This is a genomic window from Ruegeria sp. AM5 (assembly GCF_056540645.1).
Map to the genome: position 1 here is coordinate 153,014 of NZ_JBQFXC010000002.1, position 22,718 is coordinate 175,731.

The following is a 22,718-nucleotide window of genomic DNA, read 5'->3' on the forward strand; positions in this document are numbered from 1 at the left end:
CGAGAGGGCAAGGATGGATGAAACCTGTACCTTTCCCTCCGCCGGTTCTAGCCGGTTCAGGTTCAACGGGTTTGCCAATTGGCATCTCAGCGCGGTCTTTAGCGCACCCCGAGGTAGGGTCGTGATTAGGGGGATGAGAGGACGATTTCAACCGAAATCGTTAGGTTCTCGTTCAATAAGCATTGAATGAAATACCATAAGAACGAGCCACGAAGCCAGAGAAGTCCTTTAGGAGATATGTGCATATTTGACGCGCATATAGTATATTGATATTCTCGGGCACATGGAGGCTAAGACAGAATGAACGCTCAACCACGCAAACCGACCAATCTATCACTTGATAGCGCTTTACTCACCGAGGCCAGAGCGCTGAACGTGAACCTGTCGCGTGCCGCCGAAGAAGGAGTGCGTGCCGCCGTTGCCGCTGCGAAGGCCGCACAGTGGAGGGCCGAAAACGCGGAGGCACTGCAAAGCTCAAACTCGTATGTTGAACGGCACGGGTTGCCCTTGGACCGCTTTCGTCAGTTCTGATGCCAAAATACGATGTGTTCCCCAACCCATCCGGCGATGGCTATCTTCTGGATGTGCAAACCGATCTTCTGAGCGATCTGAATACCCGCATAGTGGTGCCGCTTTTGTCAAAAGCACGTGCGCCGAAACCAGCGACCCGCCTCAACCCTGAGTTCCTGATAGATGGTGAGCAGGTTGTAATGGTGACCCAGTTCATGGCTGCTGTTCCTGTGGGACTCCTCAAATCACCCGTGGGTCATCTGAAAGATGATTTCGAGCAGATCACCGTGGCCGTAGACATGCTGATGCAAGGGTTCTGAACGACAATGGCTGGCCTCATTGGCCAGCCATCTTGCACGCATAACACCTGTCAGGTGTTATGCTTCTGCTCTACTTGTCGCGCAGTACCACGACACTGCAATGTGCATGGCGGACAACACGTGCAGCCGTTGAACCGATCAGATAGTCCGAAAGGCCTGGTTGGTGTGACGCAACCACTATGCAGTCCACTTTGTGTTCCTCGGCCCAATCCAGAATGGAATTTGTTGGATGACCTGTAACAACATGAGTGCCGATCTTCGGAGACTCCATCGATGCGTTCAGTTTGTCCTCAAAATCAGAAACGCTTTTCTGAACCTGCTCGGGTGGAAAGTATGACCCAATATACGAAGGTAGTTCTTCGAGAACGGACAGCACCGATACTGTCCCGCCATCCGATAGCAAGCGGCTTGCTGCATCCAGAGATTTGGCACAGTCGTTGATGTGATCAGGGGCGACTGGAACGAGGATATGGTTATACATCTGTACCTCCGGATTATTTCAGGATGTTGGGCAGCCAGGTGGCGATCTGCGGGAAGATGAAGATCAGGGTCAGGCCAACGAACTGGAGTGCCACAAACGGGCCAACCGAATTGTAGACATCCCCCATGCTGACATCTTTGGGCAGAACCCCTTTGATCCAGAACAGCACAAAACCGAACGGAGGTGTCAGGTAAGCGATTTGGATGTTCACGATGAACAGCGCGCCAAACCACAGCTTGTCGATCCCCAATTCGTCGATAATCGGGATGAACAGTGGTGTGCACAGCATGATGATGGCCCAATCATCCATCACCATACCCAGGACGAGGATGATCAGCATCATCATCAGCAGGATGCCGGTTGCACCGCCGGGCATGGAAAGAACCAGATTGGTCAGCAGGTCCTGGCTGCCAAGCGTGTTGAACACATTAAGATAGACGGTGGCACCAATCAGAATCCAAAGCCCCATACCGCTGAGCTTCAAGGTGGACACCAACGATTCCCTCAGCACCTCCCAGGTCAGTTTGCCGTAGATCAGGTTGATGACAAAGGCGCCTGCGGCACCAAATGCGGCAGCTTCCGCCGGCGTCGCGATACCGCCCCAGATGACGCCCAGAACGATGATGATGAGTAAGGCAAACGGCCAGATGCTGAGAACGGCGGTCAGTTTTTCGGTGCGGGTGAATTTCTGATCGGCGGGCAGGGCGGGGCCTAGCTCGGGCTGGATTTTACAACGTACGCCGATATAGATCGTGTAGAAAGTTGCCAGCATCAGGCCGGGCAGCAACCCCGCCATGAACAGGTCACCGATCGAAACCTTGGCCAGCAATCCATAGAAGATGAACGGAACGCTTGGTGGGATCAGCGCACCCAATGCACCGCCTGCCGCGATACAACCGATCGCGATACGGCGATCATATTTGTAGCGCATCATCGAAGGATAGGCGATCTGACCCATTGTGGTGGTCGCCGGTGGTGTGATGCCGGTGATTGCAGCAAAAACAGTACAGACCTGAACTGTACCCATCGCGAGACCACCATGAATGTGGCCGATCAGCTTGTAAACGGCGTCATAGGCCGTTTCGGCTATCCCCGAAAATCTTATGAGTGAGCCCATGAACAAGAACAATGGCACTGTGACCAGTACCGAATTCCAAGGCGTTGAATAGAATGCACTGGGCACGGACAACAGCGCGCGAGGTTCGAAAACCAGGGCAAATAGAACCGCTGTTCCGCCCAAGCCGAACGCAACCGGCAGCCCCATGAAAAGGATCCCAAACAGTATTAAGAAATACAGCGCTGTAATTAGTTCGAGGCTCATGATCTTTAGTTTCCCTACCTAGTGGCCGTTCGCGCGGTCTTTGCCGGGTTGTGTGTCAGCAGTGCTTTTAACACTGACATGCGCCCGTCTGGTCCGCTGGCCCGACGATCGGGCCAGCGAAAGAGTTTTAGCTATATTGGAAAGATGACATTGCGCGGGATTATTGCGCGTTCGCCTTGTCTTCCAGGAACCTCTTGAAGATTTCCACGCCTTTGGCGTTGCCCTCGGATGCGGCTGCAACCTGCGGCCACACTTCGGCAATGGATTTCTCGCGCATACGAGCAACTTCTTCATCGCTCAGCTCGATTACTTCACCACCGGCATCGCGCAGGATTTGAAGCGCTTCTTCGACACCTTCCGCATGCATGCGGCTGGTTTCGAAATAGGTTTCTTCGAAAACACCGTTGATCTTTTCGCGCTGCCAGTCGGTCAGGGCGTTCCAGCTCTGCAGGTTGATGAAGATCTCCTGGTGCTGAGCAGGGTTCCAGCCGGGCATGATCGCATAGTCGATAACTTCCTGGAACGACATGTCATCGATGCCGCCTGTATCCCAGTAGGTGCCTTCGATGGTGCCCAGTTTGATTGCGGTGTAAATCTCACCACCGTTCATCGAGACCGGCGCGCCGCCCATGGTCGAGTGGAAGATGGCCTGGGGTCCACCGGCGCGCATCTTGCGGCCTTCCAGATCTTCCAGTTTTTCGACACGGAACTTGGTGAACATTGCGTTCGGTCCCTGGTTGGTCCAGCCTGCCCACTGCAGGTTCCGCGCGTTGGCGGCCTCTTGCACGATGTCACCAACGCGGTAGTCGGGGTTGCCCCACATCACTTCCCACGCTTCTTCGGTGTTGTCGGCGCCCATGGCCATGCCAAACGCCAGCATGCCTTCGGGCATGTCGCCACCATAGACTGAACCCCAGCCCGCGTAGCCATCGGTCAGACCAGCAGCCGCTGCGCCAAAGGCCTCTGCACCACTGACCAGCGCCCCTGCGGGCTCAACACGGATTTTGACCGTGCCTTCAGTCGCTTTTTCAACTGCTTCAACCCAAGGGATCAGGCCATTGTCCCAGCCGGCATCGGTCTGGTCAAATGCGGGCTGGAAGGTCCACTCGGTTACTTCATCCGGCGGCCCATCTTGTGCGACGGCAATGCTTGCGGTCACGGCTATGGCGCCTGCCCACATGGTTGTGTGCACAAACCTGTTTGGTTTCATGTTTATTCCTCCTCGTTAGTGGATCAGTCTATTTTCGTTTGTATTTGCAGGCGCCCAAGCCAGCGTGCCTAACTGCGCCCGAAGATCGTTTGCAGATCGCGGAGCAAGTGTTTCAGGACCACCAAGAGAACCATTGCACCGCTGAGTGGGATCGCAAATTTGATCGGATAAATCGGGATCGGAATGGATGTCGGGGTCTTCTGATTAAGCATCAGAGACAGCGATGCGGCTTCGTAACCCTTCCAGATCAATGCGACCAGAAACAGGATTGCAATCGGTGCCGTCAGGACATCCAAAATCGCTTTTGACCGCTTGCTGGCGTTTGCATAAAACAGGTCGAGTTTGACGAAACTGTCATGCTGCAACGCATAGACGCCGCCGGTGCAGGCCAACAACACCATCGCAGCTTGCAATGTGGTGCCGATCCACTGGGAGGGCGCGTTCAGTACATAGCGCATGAATACGTCCGACACGCCAAACGCCATGCAATACAAGATGAGAAACCAGCCTATGCGGCCCATGACTTCTGAGATTGCGCTTGTCAGCTTTTCCAGACCGCGCATCAGCATGCCAACCTCGTTGTGTTTTTCATGGATCTGGTTCTCCCTCAAAAAATCTGTGCGCTGAATTGATGTACCGGACCCTTCGCGTCGGGGTTCGGAAGGACATCAGAGAAACGTCTGCTGAATCGCTGTTCACAGAGTCGACGCATATCCCACTCCTGCAAAACCATGCGAACGGTCTCCCTCCCTAGTCGCATCGAACGGCCCGGGTGATCCCTAATTTCGACATGGAACTTCCCGGATCGCTACAGCAAACGCGAAGGAGTTCGACTGAGAAAGATACAGTTGTTTGTAATAATGGGTACAGATTTCATCGCGCCAAGTGACTGTTCGATGCCGCGATTCAGTCCCGAGCGTTAAGATGTTACAAGTTCAACAATGGCAGCGCAGGTTGCTTAAGCACATCTCTGGTCTGTATAAATACTTTAAAAACATAGCGTTGGCTGAAGTCTCTTTTTTGAGTTATCATCAACCCGCTTTTAGTAAGAGCGCTATTGCTTTCAGCATTGCCAGTACAGAATTGGGGAATTTGGTGTCGTTTCCACTTTGCATGGAGCACTTGAAAACATGGATACAGTTTGCAAATCGCGTCGCAGAATTTGCGACTAGAGCCTGACAGGACATGACACAACGGTTGAGCATCGACAAAACTCAGTCCAGCGGTTTGCGAGATCAGATCGTCTCGCAGATTTCACGACTCATTTTTGAAGGTTTGATGCCGTCTGGACTAAAGCTTGCCTCATGTCGGGGGTTGGCGCGGGATCTCGATGTTTCGATCAATACGGTCGTCGCGGCTTATCGAAAGCTTGAAGAAGAGCAACTGATCGAGGCCCGGCCCCGCTCGGGTTATTATGTCTGCTCTGACGTGGGGATTCGCACCGACGGTGATGCGATTGGTCGAACCAGCACCAGACAGCGCACATCAATTGGCCAGAAACTGAACAAACTGCGCCGCACCGAAGAGATCGAAACCATCCAGCGCCCGAATGACTGGTACAAGTACGACTATCCGTTTGTGTGCAACCAAATCGATGATGGCGCATTCCCGGTTGCGGATTGGCGCGAATGCACTCGGTTGGCCATGAATCGAAAGCACCTGAAAATCTGGTCTGCGGACGGGTTGTACGAGGATTGCTTTGAACTTATCGAGCAGGTCCGGCAGCGCATCCTGCCCCGTCGCGGTATTTTTGAACCCAGCGACTCAATCCTGATCACATTGGGTTCGCAAAACGGGTTGTTTATCACCAGCCTGTTGTTCGGCGGGCGCGATAAAACTGCGGTCATGGAGGATCCGGGATATCCGGATGCACGCAAGATCCTTCAGGCAAATTTTGGGAATGTAAGGTTTCAACCCATTGATAGCGAGGGTCTGATCGTCGATGAACGTCTGCGCGAGGCTGACCTGGTATTCGTAACCCCCAATCGCCAGCACCCAACCACCGTCACGATGTCCGAGCGTCGCCGCAAGGCCTTGCTGCAGGCCGCTGAAGAGTATGATTTTTACATCGTCGAAGACGATTACGAATGCGATGTGGATTACCGGCATTCTACTTTGCTGCCGCTGCGCAGTCTGGATGACACGGATCGATTGATCTATTTGGGCAGCCTTTCCAAAGGTCTTTCACCAGGTTTGCGCCTGGGGTATCTGGCGGCTGCGCCAGAATTTATTGACGCCGCGCGCGATTGCCGGGGAATGATGATGCGCCATCCGCCGATGATTCTTCAGCACACTGCTGCCGCGTTTATTAACTTGGGGTACTATGATGGCTTGTTGCGCAGGGTTCGCCAGAATTATGAGCTGCGCTGGCATCTGGCTGATACGACGATCCGTGAAAAGCTACCCCATTTCCTGAAAACGGGCGAATTTGGCGGAACGGTTTTTGTGCTTTCTGATCCCGAGGCCCGGTTGGATGCCATGACGATATGTCAAGCCGCCCTAAAACGCGGTGTTATTGTGGAGCCGATCGGGCCCTGTTTTTCAAATAAAACCGCAGGGAGATACCACTTTCGTCTTGGCGTCTCGTCAATCCAACCCGGTTCTATCCGAAAAGGGATTGAGCTGTTGTCCGAAGTGATTTCAGACCTACGCGCAACAAACTCGTAATGTACCAGGGCGGGAGGCAAACCAATAGTCCGCAAGCTTAAAAAGATTGATCGATGGTTCAATCTCCGACAGCTGAGTTTTCCCCCCACAGCATATGTGACACCAGGCTGGCTAGAAGGCTCAGGACGTACCAAGTCAGCAGAAAGCCGACGCATTCCAGGGCGAATGACCCCCATTTGTAGAATAGGTCAGCAATAACAAAGGCGATAAGTAGCCAGGGGGCTTCCTGCCGCAAGAATGACTTTACGCCTTGTGATTTAATCGCTCTGTGCATGATGTATATCCCTGAATTATAAATGGTTATAATGTTTTAGACGATAACGGGCGGATGGCGACGTGGTGCGTCATAGCGCTGCTGTGCGAACCAGGTCATGGTTGGTTCGATGTCAGTTTGGGTGTTCCCGCCCTGCAGCGTGTACCCGGCTGCCAGCCAGGTGAAGCCATCATCGGCAACCTCGGCACAGTTGGTGTAGTCGCCCCATTTTCCCAGACCCGGAGTGTCTGTGCCCCGTCGAGCGAGGGCCAGCCGCCAAGTCAGATCGATATCGTCGTATGAGCCAACAACATGGCTCGGATGCAAATTCCCACCACCCGCAAAGACCGAAAGCCCTACATCACCAACCCGGTTTACAGCTGTTGAGGGGTAGGCGAACGCGATCTGACTGTTCCAGATATCCGGTTCGTCAATCAATGACATGGTTGCTTCGTCAATGCGGACGGTCCTGACGTAAGGGAGTGGCCTGTTGGTCTGACGATTAGCTGTCCACATAAAGCCCAGAACGCCGCGTCCCAGCCAACCAGCCATAATGCGTGGATCAGTGCGCGACATCCAGTCGCCACCGGTGGTCTGCGCGGAATAATTGCCTGCGGACCAAGGCGTGACATCGATGTCGAATTCATCTACGTCCGAGGCGTTCTCGGTCCATCTGAATACGCGGATCTGCGAGTTCGTGTTGTGGCTGGCAAAGTACATCGCGCCGCGTGCGCCTTGTACGCAGCGCAGAGAAAAGTTGTCTTCTGTTTCGAATATGTCGAATGATAGCGTTGCCGCGGTCGCCAGTTCGTCCAGTGAAATCCGCAGAATGACCGAGCGGGTAAACTGGTTAGCCCCGGCCGAGAACACATTGGTGCCCGCATACATATAGTTTTCTGACAACGAAACGTGGTTATAGTCGAACCACTCATTGTTCCACGCGGGATCAAGCCCGGCGGGGGTGAAATCCCAAATGTTCCATGTGTCATTCCCCAACGTGCGCCCTTGTTTGACCGCAACCCGCAGTGTGTTGGTGCCCCCCTGTTCGATATATTGTAGCAGCCAGATAAGCAGATCCCGGCTTGGGTCGTAAATCGTGGTCTGGTCGCAGCAAAACCCCCCGTCAACAGGTGGGAACAACGTGAAAGGGCTCATGTGAGACCAGCTTTGGCCGCCGTCCAGTGACCGACTTGCATACCAGTTGCCAGTGGCCAGAATCTGGCCTCCGTTGCTGGAAACCGTCGGTTCGCCCACAGTTGAGGTTTGGCCGTTAGTGTCGAAATCCGTAAGGTTTACTGTGTTGAAAATCCTTGGCTGATGGGTCGAGGGCATAGCAGCCTCCGTAATCTATTCATGTCAAAAAAAATGCGCGTAATTGATTAGTAATCCAGTTCTGTCGGACCAGCGTCATTGCCGGATTGATCAGAGTTATCTTCTTCCAATGCAGGCCCGCCCTTTTTGCGAGTTTTTGAGACGCGCTCATCGCGTTCGCTCAGCATTTGCGGGGTCATGAGGCCTGACGCCCCGGCCCGTTCGCTCAGGGCGGAATGGGCCGATGGTTGTGGTCTCACCTCAAGTGTGCCCTTTCGGGTCGTTCGCTTTCCACGTGCTTGATTTGCCATTCAACTCTCCTATCCGGTCGTCAAGAAACGCATCCGAACTCGCAGGTCGTCGGATGGTGTTGAATGCATTAAACATAGCAGATTTGCCCCGACTCTTCAATTGAGCCGGCTCGATGCGGGTCTCGCTCTGTTTGAATCCGCGCGCTAAAGCGGCACCATCCGCGATAAGCGCCCCGATAGCGGGAACAGGCAAGCCTGCAATGAATGATAGATATCCGGTTTGCCGTCAAAGATGGATGTCACGATGTCACCGGATTCATCCACCGCCGGGAACCAGCCGCCATGTTGGTGATCCACGAACGTCTCATTCGCAAAGGTCCAGAGTTTTCTGTACCAAATTTCATCCTCTTTCCTTTTATCCAGTGCGATCAGGGCTCCAACCGCACCAATGGCTTCAGCTACTGGCCACCAGAACCGCGACGCATTTGCGACCCGACCCCCAAAATCCAGCGTATATACCATGCCGCCGCCGGGCAGCCACGCATCCTTGAGGGCCTGCTCAATCAATCGTCGCGATGACTCGGGCGCGCCCGAGTTCGGTCGGCCTGATAAATCCCAATGCTGCAGCTGAAGTCGCCCAAGCTCGAACGAATGGCCCGGGGTCGTGCCTGCGGGACGAAACATCGGGTCACCGGCATAGCCTCGGTCAATCTGCCAATCTGAAGTGAAATGCTCGGGCAAGCGCCAGTTTTCAGCAGGTGCGATCCGGCCAATAAAGAAATCCAGAATACGACCGGCGCGGGTAATATAGATTTCGTCGCCTGTCGCCTCAAAAGCTGCAAGCAGTGCCTCAACTCCGTGCATATTCGCGTTCATTCCGCGATATGTGGAAAACGGCGTCCAATCGCGGTTCCATTCGTCGCGGAACAACCCGGTCTCATCATCCCAGAAATGGGTGTCCAAAACATCTCGGACTTCGGTCAGCAGTTTGTCAGCTTCCGGGTGCCCTATCTGTTTTGCGCTTGAGGCAGCGAGCAGAACAAAGACATGCCCGTAGGCAAGTTTGCGATCATCCTTGATGTTGTCGCCATCCAAAGCCCAAAGGTAACCGGTGTGATCCCGGTCTTTGTGGTGGCTGTTGAGGTAGGCCATACCGTGATCGATGATCCGCTCTGCGCCTTGAAATTCAATCAGATGCCCCAGAGCGTAAGAATGCACTAGGCGTGTAGTCGTGTGCAGTTCCTGCAATGTGTTTGGCAGCGGGCTGCCATCATGGTCGAGGATGAAAAATCCTGGCTCGGTCCGACAACTTGCGCTGAAAAACGCCAACTGTTGCATAGCCTGATCTTTCAACCACGTGCGGTGTTCAGATGAATCAAGCCAAAAGCCCGGTTCGGAACGTGGGCCGGGTGGCAGAGGCAAGGTGTTGTCCATATTCTTCATCTCGCTTGAGGAATCATTCGGAATCGAACGAAAAAGCGCTGCAAAGCGCCAGTCGCCAATGAACCAAACACCGCGAACGAAGGCAATCGGCAAACCCGCATCGGACTGTCAGGGGTTGCCGTTCAGCCGTCGCAGTTGGCGGAAAACTCTTGGTAACTGCTTCAGGTTAATAGGTTAATCCCGGCCAGAATTACCACGGCGATGAACAACGTCTCCACTATGATGAGGGCGATTGCGGCTGCACCGACCGACAGGATTTGTTTAAGGTTTGTCTTCATCCCAACAGCTGCGATCGCAACAAGCAACAACCATCGAGAGCATTGGCTTAGAAATTCTGAAATCGCTGGCGGGATCAATCCGAATGAGGATGCCGCAGCGAGAACCAGAAATCCTAACACGAATCCCGGCAACAGCGGTGGGCGTTTCCCGTCTGCGTCCATTTCAGCAAAGCCACGAATAATCAGTGAAGCGACCAAAACCACTGGTGCCAGCATCGCCACGCGGAACAATTTGACCAGCGTCGCTGTATCTCCGGTTTGTTCCGAGATCGAAAATCCCGCGCCGACAACCTGAGCCACATCATGGATGGTGCCACCCAGAAACACACCGCCCGCAACATCGTTCATCCCTAATGAGCGTACGAGGATCGGATAGGCGATCATGGCGATGGTGGACAAAACGGTCACGCCCATGACAGTAAAAATCAGACGCTCTTCCGAGCGTTCGTCCTTGGGCAGGATTGCACTGATCGCCATTGCCGCCGATGCACCGCAAATTGCGACCGAACCGGCGGTCAGAAAGGCAAAGCGCCATTTGTGGCCAAAAAAACGAGCTACGGACAGGCCAAAACCTATGGTCAACAGCACTCCGACGATCACAAGGGCAATCAGGTCCCAGCCCAGACCCAGCATCAGAGTCATCGACACGCGCACACCCAGCAAGGCCACGCCAAGGCGCAGAAGTGTGCGTGCGGCGAATCCGATCCCCTCAACGGTTTTTCCTTCTTCGCCGAGAAAGCTGACCGCAATCCCCAATAGAAGGGCAAGCAGCATGGCCGGGGTAGCATAATGCTCGGACAGGAACTTGGCGGCGACGGCAACGGTTACGGCAATCATGACGCCGGGAAAGAGCGTGCGAACACGCTCCTTGCTCCGCTCGGTGAGGGATAGGTCTGAGGGATCGGCGGACGCCATAACGGATAGTCTTTCGTTTGTAAGGAATGGGTCGCGAGCCCGCACGAAGGGGCAGGCGAGCTGCCGAGTTTAGGGTTCGCGCGCCTGCAGGATGGTCACCGCGATTATCTGCGTCACATCTTCTGCGCTGCATCCGCGCGATAGATCATTGGCCGGTTTGGCGAGCCCCTGCAAAACCGGACCGATCGCCAGATAACCGCCCAGCCGTTGAGTCATCTTGTACCCGATATTTCCGGCATCCAGATTTGGGAAAATCTTGACGTTCGACTGACCCGCGACCGAGGACCCGGGGGATTTTCGCTCACCAATCGACGGCACGAAGGCGGCATCAAATTGCAGCTCTCCATCCACATTCAACTCTGGGTGTTTCGCCCGCAGAATTTCTGTCGCGTTGACGACTTTGTCCACCGCTGGGTGTTGGGCGCTGCCTTTTGTTGAGAAACTCAACATCGCGATCTTTGGCTCTTCCTGCAGCAATGCCCGCGCGGAAACCGCTGAAGCAGCTGCAATGTTTGCCAGTTCTTCGGAGGTCGGATCGATCACCAAGCCGCAGTCAGAATAGAGCATGGCGCGCGCGCCCTCAGCGGCGGCCTCGGGTGGGTACATCAGAAAGAACGAGGATACCATACCAGCATCAGGCTTCATTCCAATAACCTGGATGGCAGTTCTGACCACATCGCCTGTGGTATGGACCGCCCCGCCCACGGTTCCTGTTGCGTGCCCCATTCGCACCAGCATCGCGGCATAGACCAGCGGCGATTCTGCGGCTTTGCGTGCCTTGGCTTCATCGACACCTTTGTGTTTGCGCAGAGAATGATACTCGGCCGCAAAAGCGTCAGTCAGTTCCGAATGCGCAGGATCATGGATGGCGATACCGTCCCCGGTTGAGCCACCCTCTGCCGCGAGCGCCGCTTTAACGTCGGCCTCAGGTCCGACGAGAATAATATCTGCCAGACCAGCCTTATGGGCGGCTAATCCTCCGGCAACAATGCGGGGATCGGTGCCTTCGCTCAGCGCTACAACTGGGCGGGTTTCCGAGGCACTGGCCGCCAACAGCTCGATCGGTGTTTTCGTCATGCGTCTCGGTTCCTGAACTGTTGTTAATCGGTGTCGGAACAGGTGCCTTGAGGTCAACGATGATCGTTTCGGCGCTGTTCCGATTTCGTTTCTTGATTGCTTGGTTCTGGTTCACCGTCAAGTTGTTGCCGATAGGTCCAGAATCGCCATCTGGCTATAGGCGGCGGCTACTCTGGACTTACTGTTCACTTGATCAGAACCTTGGCGGGTTTAGTCCGGCCTGAAACCAGTTGATGAAAGTAACAATAGAAAACACTGGCAAACCAGTCGCCTGCTGTATGTCCGCCGCGTAAGGGCACATGTTTGTACATTCCAGTACAATTGCACCAAGGTCGGGATTGCCCGCTTGCAGCGCAAGCGCTGCTTCGACATTGTCGTCGCGGGCTTTGTCCACATCCAGCGTCAATGCGTTTTCGAGAATAGCGGTTGTGAATTCGTTGCCGCCTTCGGTGGTGCCAATTGGAGTTCCGTCGGGGACCTGTGCCTTTCGCAGGTGCTCATTCGTAAGTGTTGAGGCGGAGATGGTTAGAATGCCGGCGCGCATTCCTGCAGGAAGGATACGGTTCACCATATCGACCTGCATCATCGAGGACGTCGCGACCGGAACAGGAACCGCCTCGGCCAGTTCATCCTGAAACAGCGAAAGAAAGCCGCAATTGGTGGTGATCCCGTCTACCCCGTCTTTGACAAGTTCCCGTGCGGCATCGATGAACGCTCCAAGCATTCCTTCAGCACCTTGTCGGACCACAAGATCAGGCGAGGCGTTGCGCACGATGCGGTAGAGCACGGGAAACGGCCATGTCCGAGCGTTGCCCATATCACCGGGAATACGTGGAAACTGTGCGTCCAACATCAGGATGCCGACAGATGCGCCGTATATGGATTTTCCGCCCTGCGCGATCATGACTGCGCCTCCTGAATGATGCGGGTCGAGATATCGTCGGACCCTTCCATATAGATGCTTGATATCCCATGGCGCACCGCGTCCTGCACCTGATCCATCCGCTTGTTGATATGGGTGCCCAAAGCCTGCGCGGCCTCATCAGCGTCGCGGTTCATCAAGGCCTGCATGACGCGCTTATGTTCGTCTTTTGAGCGTTGGACCCGGTCCAGACTCATGGAAATCCATCGGATATAGCGAATGCGCTCATTAATCCGCATCAGGGTTTGCAGCAATTCCATGTTGCCAGACAGCCGGGCGATGCCCAGATGAAACGCTTCATCTCGCGTGACGGCCTCTTCAACGGTAAGCCCGGTGATATCGATACCCGTCGCATAAAGTTCGTCGTGAAGCGCCTGCAGTTGTTCTGTGGTGGCCTTGGTGCACGCTGCGCGGACGGCGGCGGTTTCGATGATTTGGCGCAGCTCGAACAGGTCAAAAATGCTTTGGGCATCCAATGGGCGGCAAAAGAAACCCTGTCCCGGGCGGAAGTCGAACAAACGTTCGGCGACCAGCCGGTTCAGTGCTTCGCGCAAAGGGGTGCGGCTGACGCCCAGCTCCTTCGACAGGGCGACCTCGTTCAAACGATCGCCGGGACGCAGGCGGAATGAAACCGCCATGGCCTTCACCTGATCGTAGATATCATCAACGCGTGGACCTGCCATCGGTACTGCCTTTTGGTCGTTGCCCCACAGGTGCCACAGGCCAGTCTTGAAATCAATATACAAAACTGTATACAGGTCTGTGTGCAGATTAGATTAAGGGAGTCGCCGACCATGACAGGAACGAATTACCTGACCGGAGCCGAGGCAATGGTCCGTATGCTTGAGGCGCATGGCGTGAAGCACATGTTCGGCCTATGTGGTGATACAACCTTGCCATTCTATGATGCGCTATCTCGGATGGATCACGGTATTCAGCACATTCTGACGCGGGATGAACGTCATGCGGCCTACATGGCGGATGGTTATGCAAGGGTGACAGGTAAGCCGGGTGTCTGCGAAGGCCCGTCTGGAGGCGGGGCGACCTATATTCTACCTGGCGTGGTCGAAGCCAACGAAAGCTCGGTTCCTATTCTTGCGATCACCTCGGATGTGGCGACAACCAGCCGGGGAAAGTACCCGCTGACCGAATTGGACCAACCCGCGCTGTTCAAGCCGCTGGCCAAGTGGAATGCGTCGCTGGATGATGCCAGGCGATTGCCGGCCATGGTTCGTGCGGCATTCCGTGCAATGACCACCGGTACACCTGGGGCCACACATCTTGCCTTGCCCTTCGATACTCAGAAAGCGCCGGTGGACGAGGCAGAGATCTGGGCGGATGCAAGACATCGCAGCTATCCGGCGGAACGTGCAGGCCCCGACATGGATGCGGTCGAGGCGGCAGCAGAGATACTTTCAAAGTCTAAATCCGCCGTAGCCGTTTGTGGCGGTGGACCCGTTCTATCAGGGGCAAGCGACGCACTGCGCCGGGTTGCGGGACTGTTGGATATGCCTGTCGCCACGACCGTGTCGGGGCAGGGCTCGATTGCCGAGACAGACTCGCTCGCGCTTGGTGTTGTCGGATCGAATGGCGGGGTGCCTGCCACCCGCGCTGTGGTAGATGCGGCGGATGTCGTTCTGTTCATCGGATGTCGCGCAGGATCCGTCACGACCGAGCGCTGGAGAAGCCCTGCGCGCGATGCCACCATCATTCATATCGACAGTGACCCGATGGTGATCGGAGCCAACTATCCGACCGAAGTCGCTATTTGTGCCGACGCGCGTCTCGCGCTGGAGGCATTGGCGGACGCATTGGCGGCACGCCAAGACCTGCCCAGGCTGGGCGGGGCGGCCAAATCAAACGCGGCATGGGCGGCCAAATTAGCTGCGTTCGCCCCGCTTGCAGCCAGCCGAGAAACGCCGATCCGGCCCGAGGCTGTCATGGCTTCGCTAATGGATATCCTGGATGATGATGCGATTGTTGTCGCTGATCCCGGCACGCCATGCCCATATTTCAGCGCGCATTACCGCTGGCGGACACCTGGGCGGCATTTCATCACCAACCGGGCGCATGGGGCGCTGGGATATTCCTTGGGTGCTGCAATGGGTGCGCATATTGGACGGCCTTCGGTCAAGACCTTGTCGGTGATGGGTGACGGCTCATTCGGCTTTACCTGTGGTGAGTTCGAAACCATGGTGCGGCACAACATGCCGATCACCTCGATAGTATTCTCGAACTCGGTCTTTGGCTGGATCAAGGCCGGACAGGACGCAGGGTTTGGGCAGAGATACTACAATGTTGATTTCAACCGCACCGACCACGCCGCTGTTGCAAGCGCCTTTGGTGTTAAATCATGGACTGTCAAAGATCCCGAAGACCTGTCCAAAGTTCTGAAACAGGCTATCGAGCATGATGGCCCGACATTGGTCGACATTCACTCACAACCGCTTCACGATGCCGCTGCACCGGTTTCGGAATGGGTGGCATAAGAGGCGATCGAAGGGGTTAGCTGAGCCAGAAAATCCTGTGCAATCGTTGATAGGGGTCGCCCTTTGGCGGTGATAATGGCCAGATCAAGCATCACAGCCGGTCGGAAGGGGCGGGTTTGGTACCCGCTCTCGTCGTCAAAGGTGACAGTGAAGGGATCGATCATCGCGACCCCCATGCCCTGCTTGACGAAACTTAGCAGGTTTTCTGACAGATGGGTGTGAATCTGGGTCCGCCAGTTGCGCTCCGCTGATTGGAAGATGTCCCGAGTTCGTCGGTGGGTTTGATGCTCTGGCCCCATCACGATGAATGGTTCGTTTTCAAGAATTTCAGGTGTGAGCACATCATAATCTGCCAAAGGGCTGGTTTCCGGAAAGGTCGCCAGCGTTTCGAACTCAAAGACCTGATAGTTCAGTGTGTCATGCAGAATGGGCATCTCGACAATGCCGATCTCAAACAGGCCAGAGTTTACCCATTCTTGAATCTTCGAGGAATACTGCGACTGAAAACTCACCGACAGGTTCGGGCGGCTTTCTGCGAAGCGAGCGATCTCACGCGGCATGAAGCCGAAGGATAGCAGATGTGGTGCGGCGATCTGCAATTGACCCGGATGCTTGTTCTGCAGATCCGTGACCGCCTGCGCCACGTGATCCAGCCCCCGAACAACCGTATCAACCTCGCGGTATAGAAGTTCAGCTTCTGGCGTGGGCAGCAACCGGCCTTTGTTGCGTTCAAACAGCGGCAAACGAGCTTCGCGCTCCAGCTGTGCCAACAGATTGCTGATCCCGGGCTGTGAAATCCCAAGCACCGAGGCAGCACCCGTGACAGTGCCGGTTTCCATGATGGCGTGAAAAGCCTGTAGCTGACGAAATCGCAGGGACATCGCTATAGTATCATTTTTCCTGATGACCTCTAGATAATATAGTATTTGAAATGATATCCCCGTCAAGGCAGGCTTCGGCCATTGGCAGGGGGTGCAATGGGCGATCTGACACAGAAAATCATCGGCTATGATCTCTGGTATCTTGAGTTGCCCGTGACGTCTCGCCGTGATCATGGCATCGGGTCCGTCGAAGGAACATGCGAAGTCGTCGTCCTGCGGCTGAGATCCGAAGACGGCAATGAAGGATTTGGAGAGGCCTCTCCCTGGTCTGTCTTCACGGGCACCCCAGAGGCCACTTATGCAGCCCTTGATCGCTATTTGCGCGCTCTTGTGGTTGGGGCCAGAGTGGGCGATCGTTCAGCGATCATGGCGCAGGCAGCTTATGCCGTGGCTCATTGCACCGAGGCGAAAGCTGCATTGGAAACCGCTTTGCTGGATCTTGCGGGCAGAATCAGCGAGGTTCCTGTTTGGTCTCTGCTGGGCGGGAAGTGCCGAGGAACCATTCCACTCAGTTGCTCAATTGCGAACCCGGATTTTGCTCAGGATGTTGAGCTGCTGGCACAATTGCAGGCCGATGGCGTTCGGATTGTAAAGCTCAAGACCGGGTTCAAGGATCACGCCTTCGATATCATGCGGTTGGAATATCTCGCGCAGAACCATCCGGATTTCAGGGTTCGTGTTGATTACAATCAGGGGCTCAGTATCGAGGACGCACCGGCTCAGGTTCGCGATGTTGCGCAATTCGCTCCGGATTTCATTGAGCAACCTGTCCGCGCTCATCAATTCAGCATGATGGGCAAGTTGCGACAGATGATTGACGTCCCACTTCTGGCTGATGAGAGCGTCTTTGGCCCCGAAGACATGGAGCGGGCAGCGCGTGACGGTATCTGTGACGGGGTTTCAGTGAAAATCATGAAATCCGGTGGCCCGACACGAGGCCAGACTGTGGCCCGTATCGCTGCAGCACATGGTCTGACAGCCTATGGCGGTGATATGTTCGAGGCCGGATTGGCGCATCTGGCGGGCACACATATGATTGCTGCAACACCTGAGATAACGTTGGGCTGCGAGTTCTATCAAGCCTCCTACTTCCTGAAAGAGGACATTCTGGAAAATCCCTTCCAAGTAAGCAGCGGCGAAGTTGTAGTCCCTGACGCACCCGGCCTCGGCAACAGGCCTGATGTAACCAAGCTTGAGCATTATGCAGTGGCCAAGGCGGTGGGGGCATGAGCGAGAAGAAGACCATAGCGATCATCGGCGCTGGGATTGTTGGCGTTTCAGCCGCAATCTGGCTGCAGCGGGATGGTCACGAGGTAATCCTGATCGACAAGGCCGGACCGGGAGAGGGCACCTCGCACGGCAATGGGGGCGTATTGGCGTCATGCTCGATTGTTCCGGTGACTGTTCCAGGGCTGCTCCGGAAGGCGCCCAAAATGCTGCTCAGCCCGTCACAACCGTTGTTTCTGAGATGGGGGTATCTTCCAAAGCTGATTCCTTGGCTAACAAAATATCTGAGTCATGCGAATGCATCAGATGTGGAACGCATCGCGTCAGCTTTGACGCCAATTGTTGGCGATAGCCTGAACGACCACAAAGCGCTGGCTGAGGGCACGGGCGCTGAAAAGTGGATCGTGCCGTCTGACTATCTGTTCCTGTACAAGGACCGCGCGCATTTCAATGATGATGCGTTTGGCTGGGACATTCGGCGCAGGAACGGATTCACATGGGAAGAATTGGAAGGCCCGGGCTTTCACGCCTACGACCCGGTCTATAGTGAAGATATCGGTTTTGCGGCGAAACTTTCGGATCATGGCCATATCACGGATCCTGGTCGGTACGTCAAAGATCTGGCGGCGTATGTCGAGGCACATGGGAGCACAATCCTACGTGCAGCGGTCGATGACGTGGTTCAGGAAAATGGTCGCGTAACCGGTATACGGGCGGCAGGCGAAACCATCGCGTGTGATACGGCAATTGTAACTGCGGGCGTTTGGTCGGGACCTTTGGCTAAGCTTTTGGGCATTTCTGTTCCCCTTGAAACCGAACGCGGCTATCATCTTGAATTGGTGGAGCCTTCTGCCATGCCGCGCAGTCCGGTCATGGTGGTTTCCGGCAAATTTGTCGCCACACCGATGGATGGCCGCATTCGTTTGGCTGGCATCGTGGAATTTGGCGGTCTTGATGCGCCACCCTCACGCGCGCCGTTTGAATTGATGCGCAAGAATGCCCGGATGGCCTTCCCGGGTTTGACATGGAAGGAGGAAGTGGAATGGATGGGGCACCGCCCAGCACCAACCGACTCGATCCCGATTATCGGTGAGGCTCCGGGGATTAGCGGTGCGTATATGGGCTTTGGGCACCATCACATTGGCCTGACAGGCGGGCCGAAAACGGGGCGACTTCTGGCCCAAATAATTGCGGGCAGAACACCGAACACTGACATGAGCGTCTACGCGCCCTCGCGTTTCGCAACATAGAAATGACTGGCGAAGAACGCCGGCGTCTCAAAACTCAACAGGGAGAAACATGATGAAAAAACTGACAAGCCTTCTGGCAGCAACCGCTCTGACGGCTGCCGCAGCAGCGCCAGTAATGGCAGAGAAATGGGATATGCCGATGGCCTATTCGGCATCAAACTTCCACTCGGCCACGGGCGCGGAGTTCGCCAAATGTGTGACCACCGGCACAGGTGGTGAGATTGAGATTGTCACGCACCCTTCCGGCTCGCTGTTCAAAGGTGCCGACATCAAGCGTGCGATCCAGACCGGGCAAGCCCCGATTGGTGAGCGTCTGCTGTCTGGGCACCAGAACGAAAACGCGCTGTTCGGCTTTGATTCCATCCCGTTCCTGGCCACGTCATTCGATGATAGCGCCAAGCTGTGGGATGCGGCAAAGCCGTCCATCGAAAAGCTGCTGGCTGAACAGAACCTGACGCTGCTTTACGCCGTGCCTTGGCCGCCTCAAGGGTTGTACTTCAAGGACGAGGTGAACTCGGTCGCGGATATGGCGGGGATCAAGTTCCGCTCCTATAACAACGCCACCTCACGCCTGGCCGAACTGACGGGTATGCTGCCCGTCACCATCGAGGCGGCTGAGATCAGCCAGGCCTTTGCCACCGGAGTAGCGGATTCCATGGTGTCTTCCGGGTCGACCGGCTATGACCGGAAGGTCTGGGAAAGTCTGAACTACTTCTATGAAGTGGATGCCTGGTTGCCGCGCAACTACGTGATGGTCAACTCAGACGTCTGGGCCGGTGTCTCGGATGCGAACAAGAACGTCATCAAAGGCTGTGCGGAACTGGCCGAGTATGCAGGTAACTGGCGTGCCAAGGAATATACCGGCTTTACGCTTCAGGGTCTGCGCGATGGCGGCATGACCGTTGGTCCTGCGTCCGAACAGATGACGAATGAGCTGAAAGAAATCGGCGTCACCATGACCAACGAATGGCTTGAGGCCGCCGGTGACGAAGGCAAAGCCATCGTCGACGCGTTTAACTCTCAATAATCATTCGAATGCGGGCGGCAGTTCATCCTGCCGCCTGCTCCCAATCCACAAAAAGCACAGCGGGGACAGCATGGCGGCGATGCGAGGGCTCAGGTCCGTACTGGATTTCATTTATCTGGCAGCAGGGGTTCTGGCGGCGCTCAGCCTGATTGCCATTCTGGTGCTCATTGTGGTGCAAATGCTGGCCCGTTGGACCGGCGAAGTTTTTCCCGGCGCGCCGGATTATGCTGGATACGCGATGGCCGCTGCGTCTTTTCTGGCCTTCGCCAACGCCCTGAACCGAGGCAGCCATATTAGAGTCTCCATTCTCCTGAATGCGGTTCCCGATGGCTTTCGCAGAATTCTGGAAATCTGGTGCTTTGCGATTGGTTCGGCGGTCATGTGGTATTTCTGCTGGTATGCCTATCGCTTTGTGTACTGGAGCTGGAAGTTCAACGATATCAGCCAGGGGCAAGATAAAACCGCCCTTTGGATACCGCAATCTACCATGCTGATCGGAGCGGTCATTCTGGCCGTCGCGCTGACCGATCACCTGTTCCATGTCCTGTTCAAGGGTGATCACCGCATCACCCGTGATCTGGCCGATCAGAGCCACGGAGAGTAAGAGCATGGAAAATATATCCGTTATTATCCTCTTCCTCTTTGTCCTTTTCACCTTGCTGGGCACCGGTGTCTGGGTCGGGCTGGCCCTGATGGGCGTCGCCTGGGTCGGGATGGAGCTGTTCACGACGCGCCCCGTAGGCGATGTCATGATCACCACGATCTGGTCGGCGTCCTCTTCCTGGACCCTGACTGCCTTGCCTATGTTCATTTGGATGGGCGAGATCCTCTACCGAACCCGATTGTCCGAAGACATGTTCAAAGGCCTGTCGCCGTGGATGGCACCTTTGCCCGGAGGGCTGGTTCACACGAATATCGTAGGCTGTACGGTGTTTGCCGCGGTATCGGGTTCTTCGGCGGCGACGCTGACTACGGTTGGCAAGATGTCGATCCCGGAACTGCGAAAGCGCAACTATCCCGAACGCATGGTCATCGGCACGCTGACCGGCGCGGCAACACTTGGACTAATGATCCCACCGTCGCTAACGTTGATCGTGTACGGCGTTACGATCAACGAGTCCATCACCAAGCTGTTCTTTGCAGGCATCCTACCCGGTCTTGTGCTGGCTGCCATGTTCATGGGCTATGTCGCCATCTATTCCAAAGTTGGCAAAGACTGGAACCCCAACGATGAGAGCAAGTTGACCTTTTCCGAAAAGGTTAAGAACTCTCGCTTTCTGTTGCCAGTGATCCTGCTGATCATGGTGGTAATCGGATCGATGTATCTGGGTTATGCTACAGCGACCGAGGCGGCGGCTTTCGGTGTGATTGGCGGACTGCTACTGGCAGCAGGGCAGGGATCGTTGAACTGGAAGACCTTCACTGAAAGTTTGATGGGCGCAACCCGCACCAGTGCGATGATTGCGCTGATCCTAGCGGGTGCTGCGTTCCTGTCATTGTCGATGGGCTTTACCGGCCTGCCGCGCGGGCTTGCGGATTTGATCGCGGGCTGGGAACTGACCCGGTTCGAACTGCTCATGGTTCTGCTGGTTTTCTACGTCATTCTGGGCTGCTTCCTTGATGGGATTTCTTCGGTTGTGCTGACTATGGCTGTTGTCGAGCCTATGATCCGGGACGCCGGGATCGATCTGATCTGGTTCGGGATCTTCATCGTGGTCGTTGTCGAGATGGCGCAGATCACACCTCCTATTGGTTTCAACCTGTTCGTGATGCAGGGCATGACTAACCATGAAATGAGCTATATCGCCCGCGCTGCGATCCCGATGTTCCTGATCATGGTGCTGATGGTGTTCGTTCTGATCTGGTTCCCCGAGTTGGCGACGTGGCTGCCCGAAAACCTGCGTCAAAGCCCCGGTGGGTAGACACCGTTGAACCCGCTTCACCTCGCGGCGCGTCACGGCCCATATGTGTTAGTATCGGGCCTTGCCGCAGGCCTTCTGCTGCCGGGGCTGGCCGCACCGATGCGGCCTCTCTTACCGCCCTTGGTCATGCTCCTGCTGTTTTTGACGCTGCTGCGAATGCAGCCGGGGGCCATTGTGGGTTCGCTGGTTGACCTGCGAAAAGTTGCGGGAACGATTGCCGCCTTTCAATTGGTTTTGCCGTTGTCTGTCGTTGGGATTGGAATTGCCTGCGGATGGACCGGTTCGCCAGTTTTTTTGGCATTGCTTGTCATGGCTGCAGCCCCATCAATATCCGGCAGCCCCAATATGTGCCTGATGATGGGCTATTCTGCGGAACCGGCGATGCGACTGGTCGTGGTTGGAACGGCTGTTTTGCCACTGACCGCGTTACCGATCTTTTGGCTGATGCCGGAATTGGGTGATCTCAGGGCGGTCCTGATGACCGCGCTTCGGCTTTTTCTTACCATCACAATAGCAATTCTCGCGGCTGTCATATTGCGCCGCACGGTGCTGCGCCAACCTTCAAAGTCTACGCTTTTGAACGTGGAAGGTGCGGCAACGATTACTCTGTCCGTTTTCGTTGTTGGCCTGATGCCATCATTGAGCGCAACCGCACTTGTGGACCCGCGTGTCGCGCTGTTCTGGATCGCGTTTGCCTGTCTGATCAACTTTGGGGCTCAGGTTGTCTCATTCCAATTCACACGAACTCGAATGCCCGGTGCCGAGGCTACGGCGGTGTCTCTGATCGCCGGAAACCGGAACATCGCGATATTCTTCGTGGCACTGCCACCTGAAGTGACCGCGCCGATCATGGTGTTCATCGGGGCCTATCAGATACCGATGTATCTGACGCCGCTGATCATGCGCCGACTGTATCAGACGGCTGCCACAACCAGTTGATTTGGGCCAGAGGCATTGGCGGTG

Annotated in this window: 22 protein-coding genes and 1 riboswitch; of the genes, 10 read left to right on the top strand and 12 right to left on the bottom strand. The window is 55.5% G+C overall.

Annotated features, from left to right (window positions below; all coding sequences use genetic code 11):
• Positions 1-15 precede the first annotated feature (15 nt).
• Positions 16-121, bottom strand: a riboswitch (TPP riboswitch).
• A 179-nt stretch (positions 122-300) separates the two neighbouring features.
• Together ACR0AH_RS06665 and ACR0AH_RS06670 are read left to right on the top strand one after the other, a co-directional pair.
• Positions 301-531, top strand: a complete 231-nt coding sequence (locus ACR0AH_RS06665) for a type II toxin-antitoxin system CcdA family antitoxin (RefSeq protein ID WP_170406922.1) — start codon at positions 301-303, stop codon at positions 529-531.
• Positions 531-830: a CcdB family protein gene (locus ACR0AH_RS06670; protein ID WP_170509040.1), complete on the top strand. Its 300-nt coding sequence runs from the start codon at positions 531-533 to the stop codon at positions 828-830. The genes ACR0AH_RS06665 and ACR0AH_RS06670 overlap by 1 nt, the downstream gene beginning before the upstream one ends.
• Positions 831-900: 70 nt before the next feature.
• Here the strand turns inward: ACR0AH_RS06670 and ACR0AH_RS06675 are convergent, their stop codons facing one another.
• The 4 genes from ACR0AH_RS06675 to ACR0AH_RS06690 form a co-directional block, all read right to left on the bottom strand.
• Entirely contained in the window at positions 901-1,311 is a 411-nt protein-coding gene (locus tag ACR0AH_RS06675) for a universal stress protein (protein WP_170393765.1), read from the bottom strand.
• A 13-nt stretch (positions 1,312-1,324) separates the two neighbouring features.
• Entirely contained in the window at positions 1,325-2,632 is a 1,308-nt protein-coding gene (locus ACR0AH_RS06680) for a TRAP transporter large permease (RefSeq protein ID WP_170393768.1), read from the bottom strand.
• Between the two features lie 160 nt (positions 2,633-2,792).
• Complete coding sequence (locus ACR0AH_RS06685) at positions 2,793-3,791, bottom strand: TRAP transporter substrate-binding protein DctP (protein ID WP_170625728.1); 999 nt, start codon at positions 3,789-3,791, stop codon at positions 2,793-2,795.
• 119 nt (positions 3,792-3,910) lie between these two features.
• Entirely contained in the window at positions 3,911-4,411 is a 501-nt protein-coding gene (locus tag ACR0AH_RS06690) for a TRAP transporter small permease subunit (RefSeq protein WP_170393772.1), read from the bottom strand.
• Positions 4,412-5,027: 616 nt separating this feature from the next.
• On the opposite strand from ACR0AH_RS06690, the gene ACR0AH_RS06695 reads away from it, so the two are divergent.
• The gene (locus ACR0AH_RS06695; RefSeq protein WP_170393774.1) at positions 5,028-6,509 is read left to right on the top strand and encodes an aminotransferase-like domain-containing protein; all 1,482 of its coding nucleotides are present in this window, start codon (positions 5,028-5,030) and stop codon (positions 6,507-6,509) included.
• A gap of 310 nt (positions 6,510-6,819) precedes the next feature.
• On the opposite strand, the gene ACR0AH_RS06700 is transcribed toward ACR0AH_RS06695, so the two are convergent.
• The 7 genes from ACR0AH_RS06700 to ACR0AH_RS06730 form a co-directional block, all read right to left on the bottom strand.
• On the bottom strand, positions 6,820-8,094 hold the full coding sequence (locus ACR0AH_RS06700) for a hypothetical protein (protein WP_480590994.1): 1,275 nt from the start codon (positions 8,092-8,094) through the stop codon (positions 6,820-6,822).
• Positions 8,095-8,141: 47 nt separating this feature from the next.
• Complete coding sequence (locus tag ACR0AH_RS06705; protein WP_480590995.1) at positions 8,142-8,384, bottom strand: hypothetical protein; 243 nt, start codon at positions 8,382-8,384, stop codon at positions 8,142-8,144.
• A 144-nt stretch (positions 8,385-8,528) separates the two neighbouring features.
• A complete protein-coding gene (locus tag ACR0AH_RS06710) occupies positions 8,529-9,767 on the bottom strand; it encodes an AGE family epimerase/isomerase (RefSeq protein ID WP_480590997.1) in 1,239 nt (412 codons plus the stop codon).
• A gap of 161 nt (positions 9,768-9,928) precedes the next feature.
• Complete coding sequence (locus tag ACR0AH_RS06715) at positions 9,929-10,960, bottom strand: putative sulfate exporter family transporter (protein ID WP_170732609.1); 1,032 nt, start codon at positions 10,958-10,960, stop codon at positions 9,929-9,931.
• Positions 10,961-11,029: 69 nt separating this feature from the next.
• Positions 11,030-12,037, bottom strand: coding sequence for a phosphate acetyltransferase (gene pta, locus ACR0AH_RS06720; protein WP_170422529.1), 1,008 nt, complete (start codon positions 12,035-12,037; stop codon positions 11,030-11,032).
• 193 nt (positions 12,038-12,230) lie between these two features.
• The gene (locus ACR0AH_RS06725) at positions 12,231-12,941 is read right to left on the bottom strand and encodes an aspartate/glutamate racemase family protein (protein ID WP_170732611.1); all 711 of its coding nucleotides are present in this window, start codon (positions 12,939-12,941) and stop codon (positions 12,231-12,233) included.
• Entirely contained in the window at positions 12,938-13,642 is a 705-nt protein-coding gene (locus ACR0AH_RS06730; protein WP_170562158.1) for a GntR family transcriptional regulator, read from the bottom strand. Before ACR0AH_RS06730 ends, ACR0AH_RS06725 begins: the two co-directional genes overlap by 4 nt.
• Positions 13,643-13,753: 111 nt before the next feature.
• Between ACR0AH_RS06730 and ACR0AH_RS06735 the strand changes: the two genes are divergently transcribed.
• Positions 13,754-15,448: a thiamine pyrophosphate-binding protein gene (locus tag ACR0AH_RS06735; protein ID WP_480590999.1), complete on the top strand. Its 1,695-nt coding sequence runs from the start codon at positions 13,754-13,756 to the stop codon at positions 15,446-15,448.
• On the opposite strand, the gene ACR0AH_RS06740 is transcribed toward ACR0AH_RS06735, so the two are convergent.
• Positions 15,409-16,329 carry a LysR family transcriptional regulator gene (locus ACR0AH_RS06740; RefSeq protein ID WP_480591000.1) on the bottom strand — a complete coding sequence of 307 codons (921 nt, stop codon included), beginning with the start codon at positions 16,327-16,329 and terminating at the stop codon, positions 15,409-15,411. The two genes, ACR0AH_RS06735 and ACR0AH_RS06740, sit on opposite strands and share 40 nt — an antisense overlap.
• A 96-nt stretch (positions 16,330-16,425) precedes the next feature.
• Between ACR0AH_RS06740 and ACR0AH_RS06745 the strand changes: the two genes are divergently transcribed.
• From ACR0AH_RS06745 to ACR0AH_RS06770, 6 genes are all read left to right on the top strand, one after another.
• Positions 16,426-17,559 carry an enolase C-terminal domain-like protein gene (locus ACR0AH_RS06745; protein ID WP_480591002.1) on the top strand — a complete coding sequence of 378 codons (1,134 nt, stop codon included), beginning with the start codon at positions 16,426-16,428 and terminating at the stop codon, positions 17,557-17,559.
• A complete protein-coding gene (locus tag ACR0AH_RS06750; RefSeq protein WP_480591003.1) occupies positions 17,556-18,806 on the top strand; it encodes an NAD(P)/FAD-dependent oxidoreductase in 1,251 nt (416 codons plus the stop codon). Before ACR0AH_RS06745 ends, ACR0AH_RS06750 begins: the two co-directional genes overlap by 4 nt.
• Positions 18,807-18,858: 52 nt before the next feature.
• Complete coding sequence (locus ACR0AH_RS06755) at positions 18,859-19,833, top strand: TRAP transporter substrate-binding protein (protein ID WP_480591004.1); 975 nt, start codon at positions 18,859-18,861, stop codon at positions 19,831-19,833.
• Between the two features lie 70 nt (positions 19,834-19,903).
• The gene (locus ACR0AH_RS06760; RefSeq protein WP_170732617.1) at positions 19,904-20,437 is read left to right on the top strand and encodes a TRAP transporter small permease subunit; all 534 of its coding nucleotides are present in this window, start codon (positions 19,904-19,906) and stop codon (positions 20,435-20,437) included.
• Positions 20,438-20,441: 4 nt separating this feature from the next.
• Positions 20,442-21,755, top strand: coding sequence for a TRAP transporter large permease subunit (locus ACR0AH_RS06765; protein ID WP_170393803.1), 1,314 nt, complete (start codon positions 20,442-20,444; stop codon positions 21,753-21,755).
• Between the two features lie 6 nt (positions 21,756-21,761).
• Positions 21,762-22,694, top strand: coding sequence for a hypothetical protein (locus ACR0AH_RS06770; protein WP_170646813.1), 933 nt, complete (start codon positions 21,762-21,764; stop codon positions 22,692-22,694).
• Positions 22,695-22,718 lie beyond the last annotated feature (24 nt).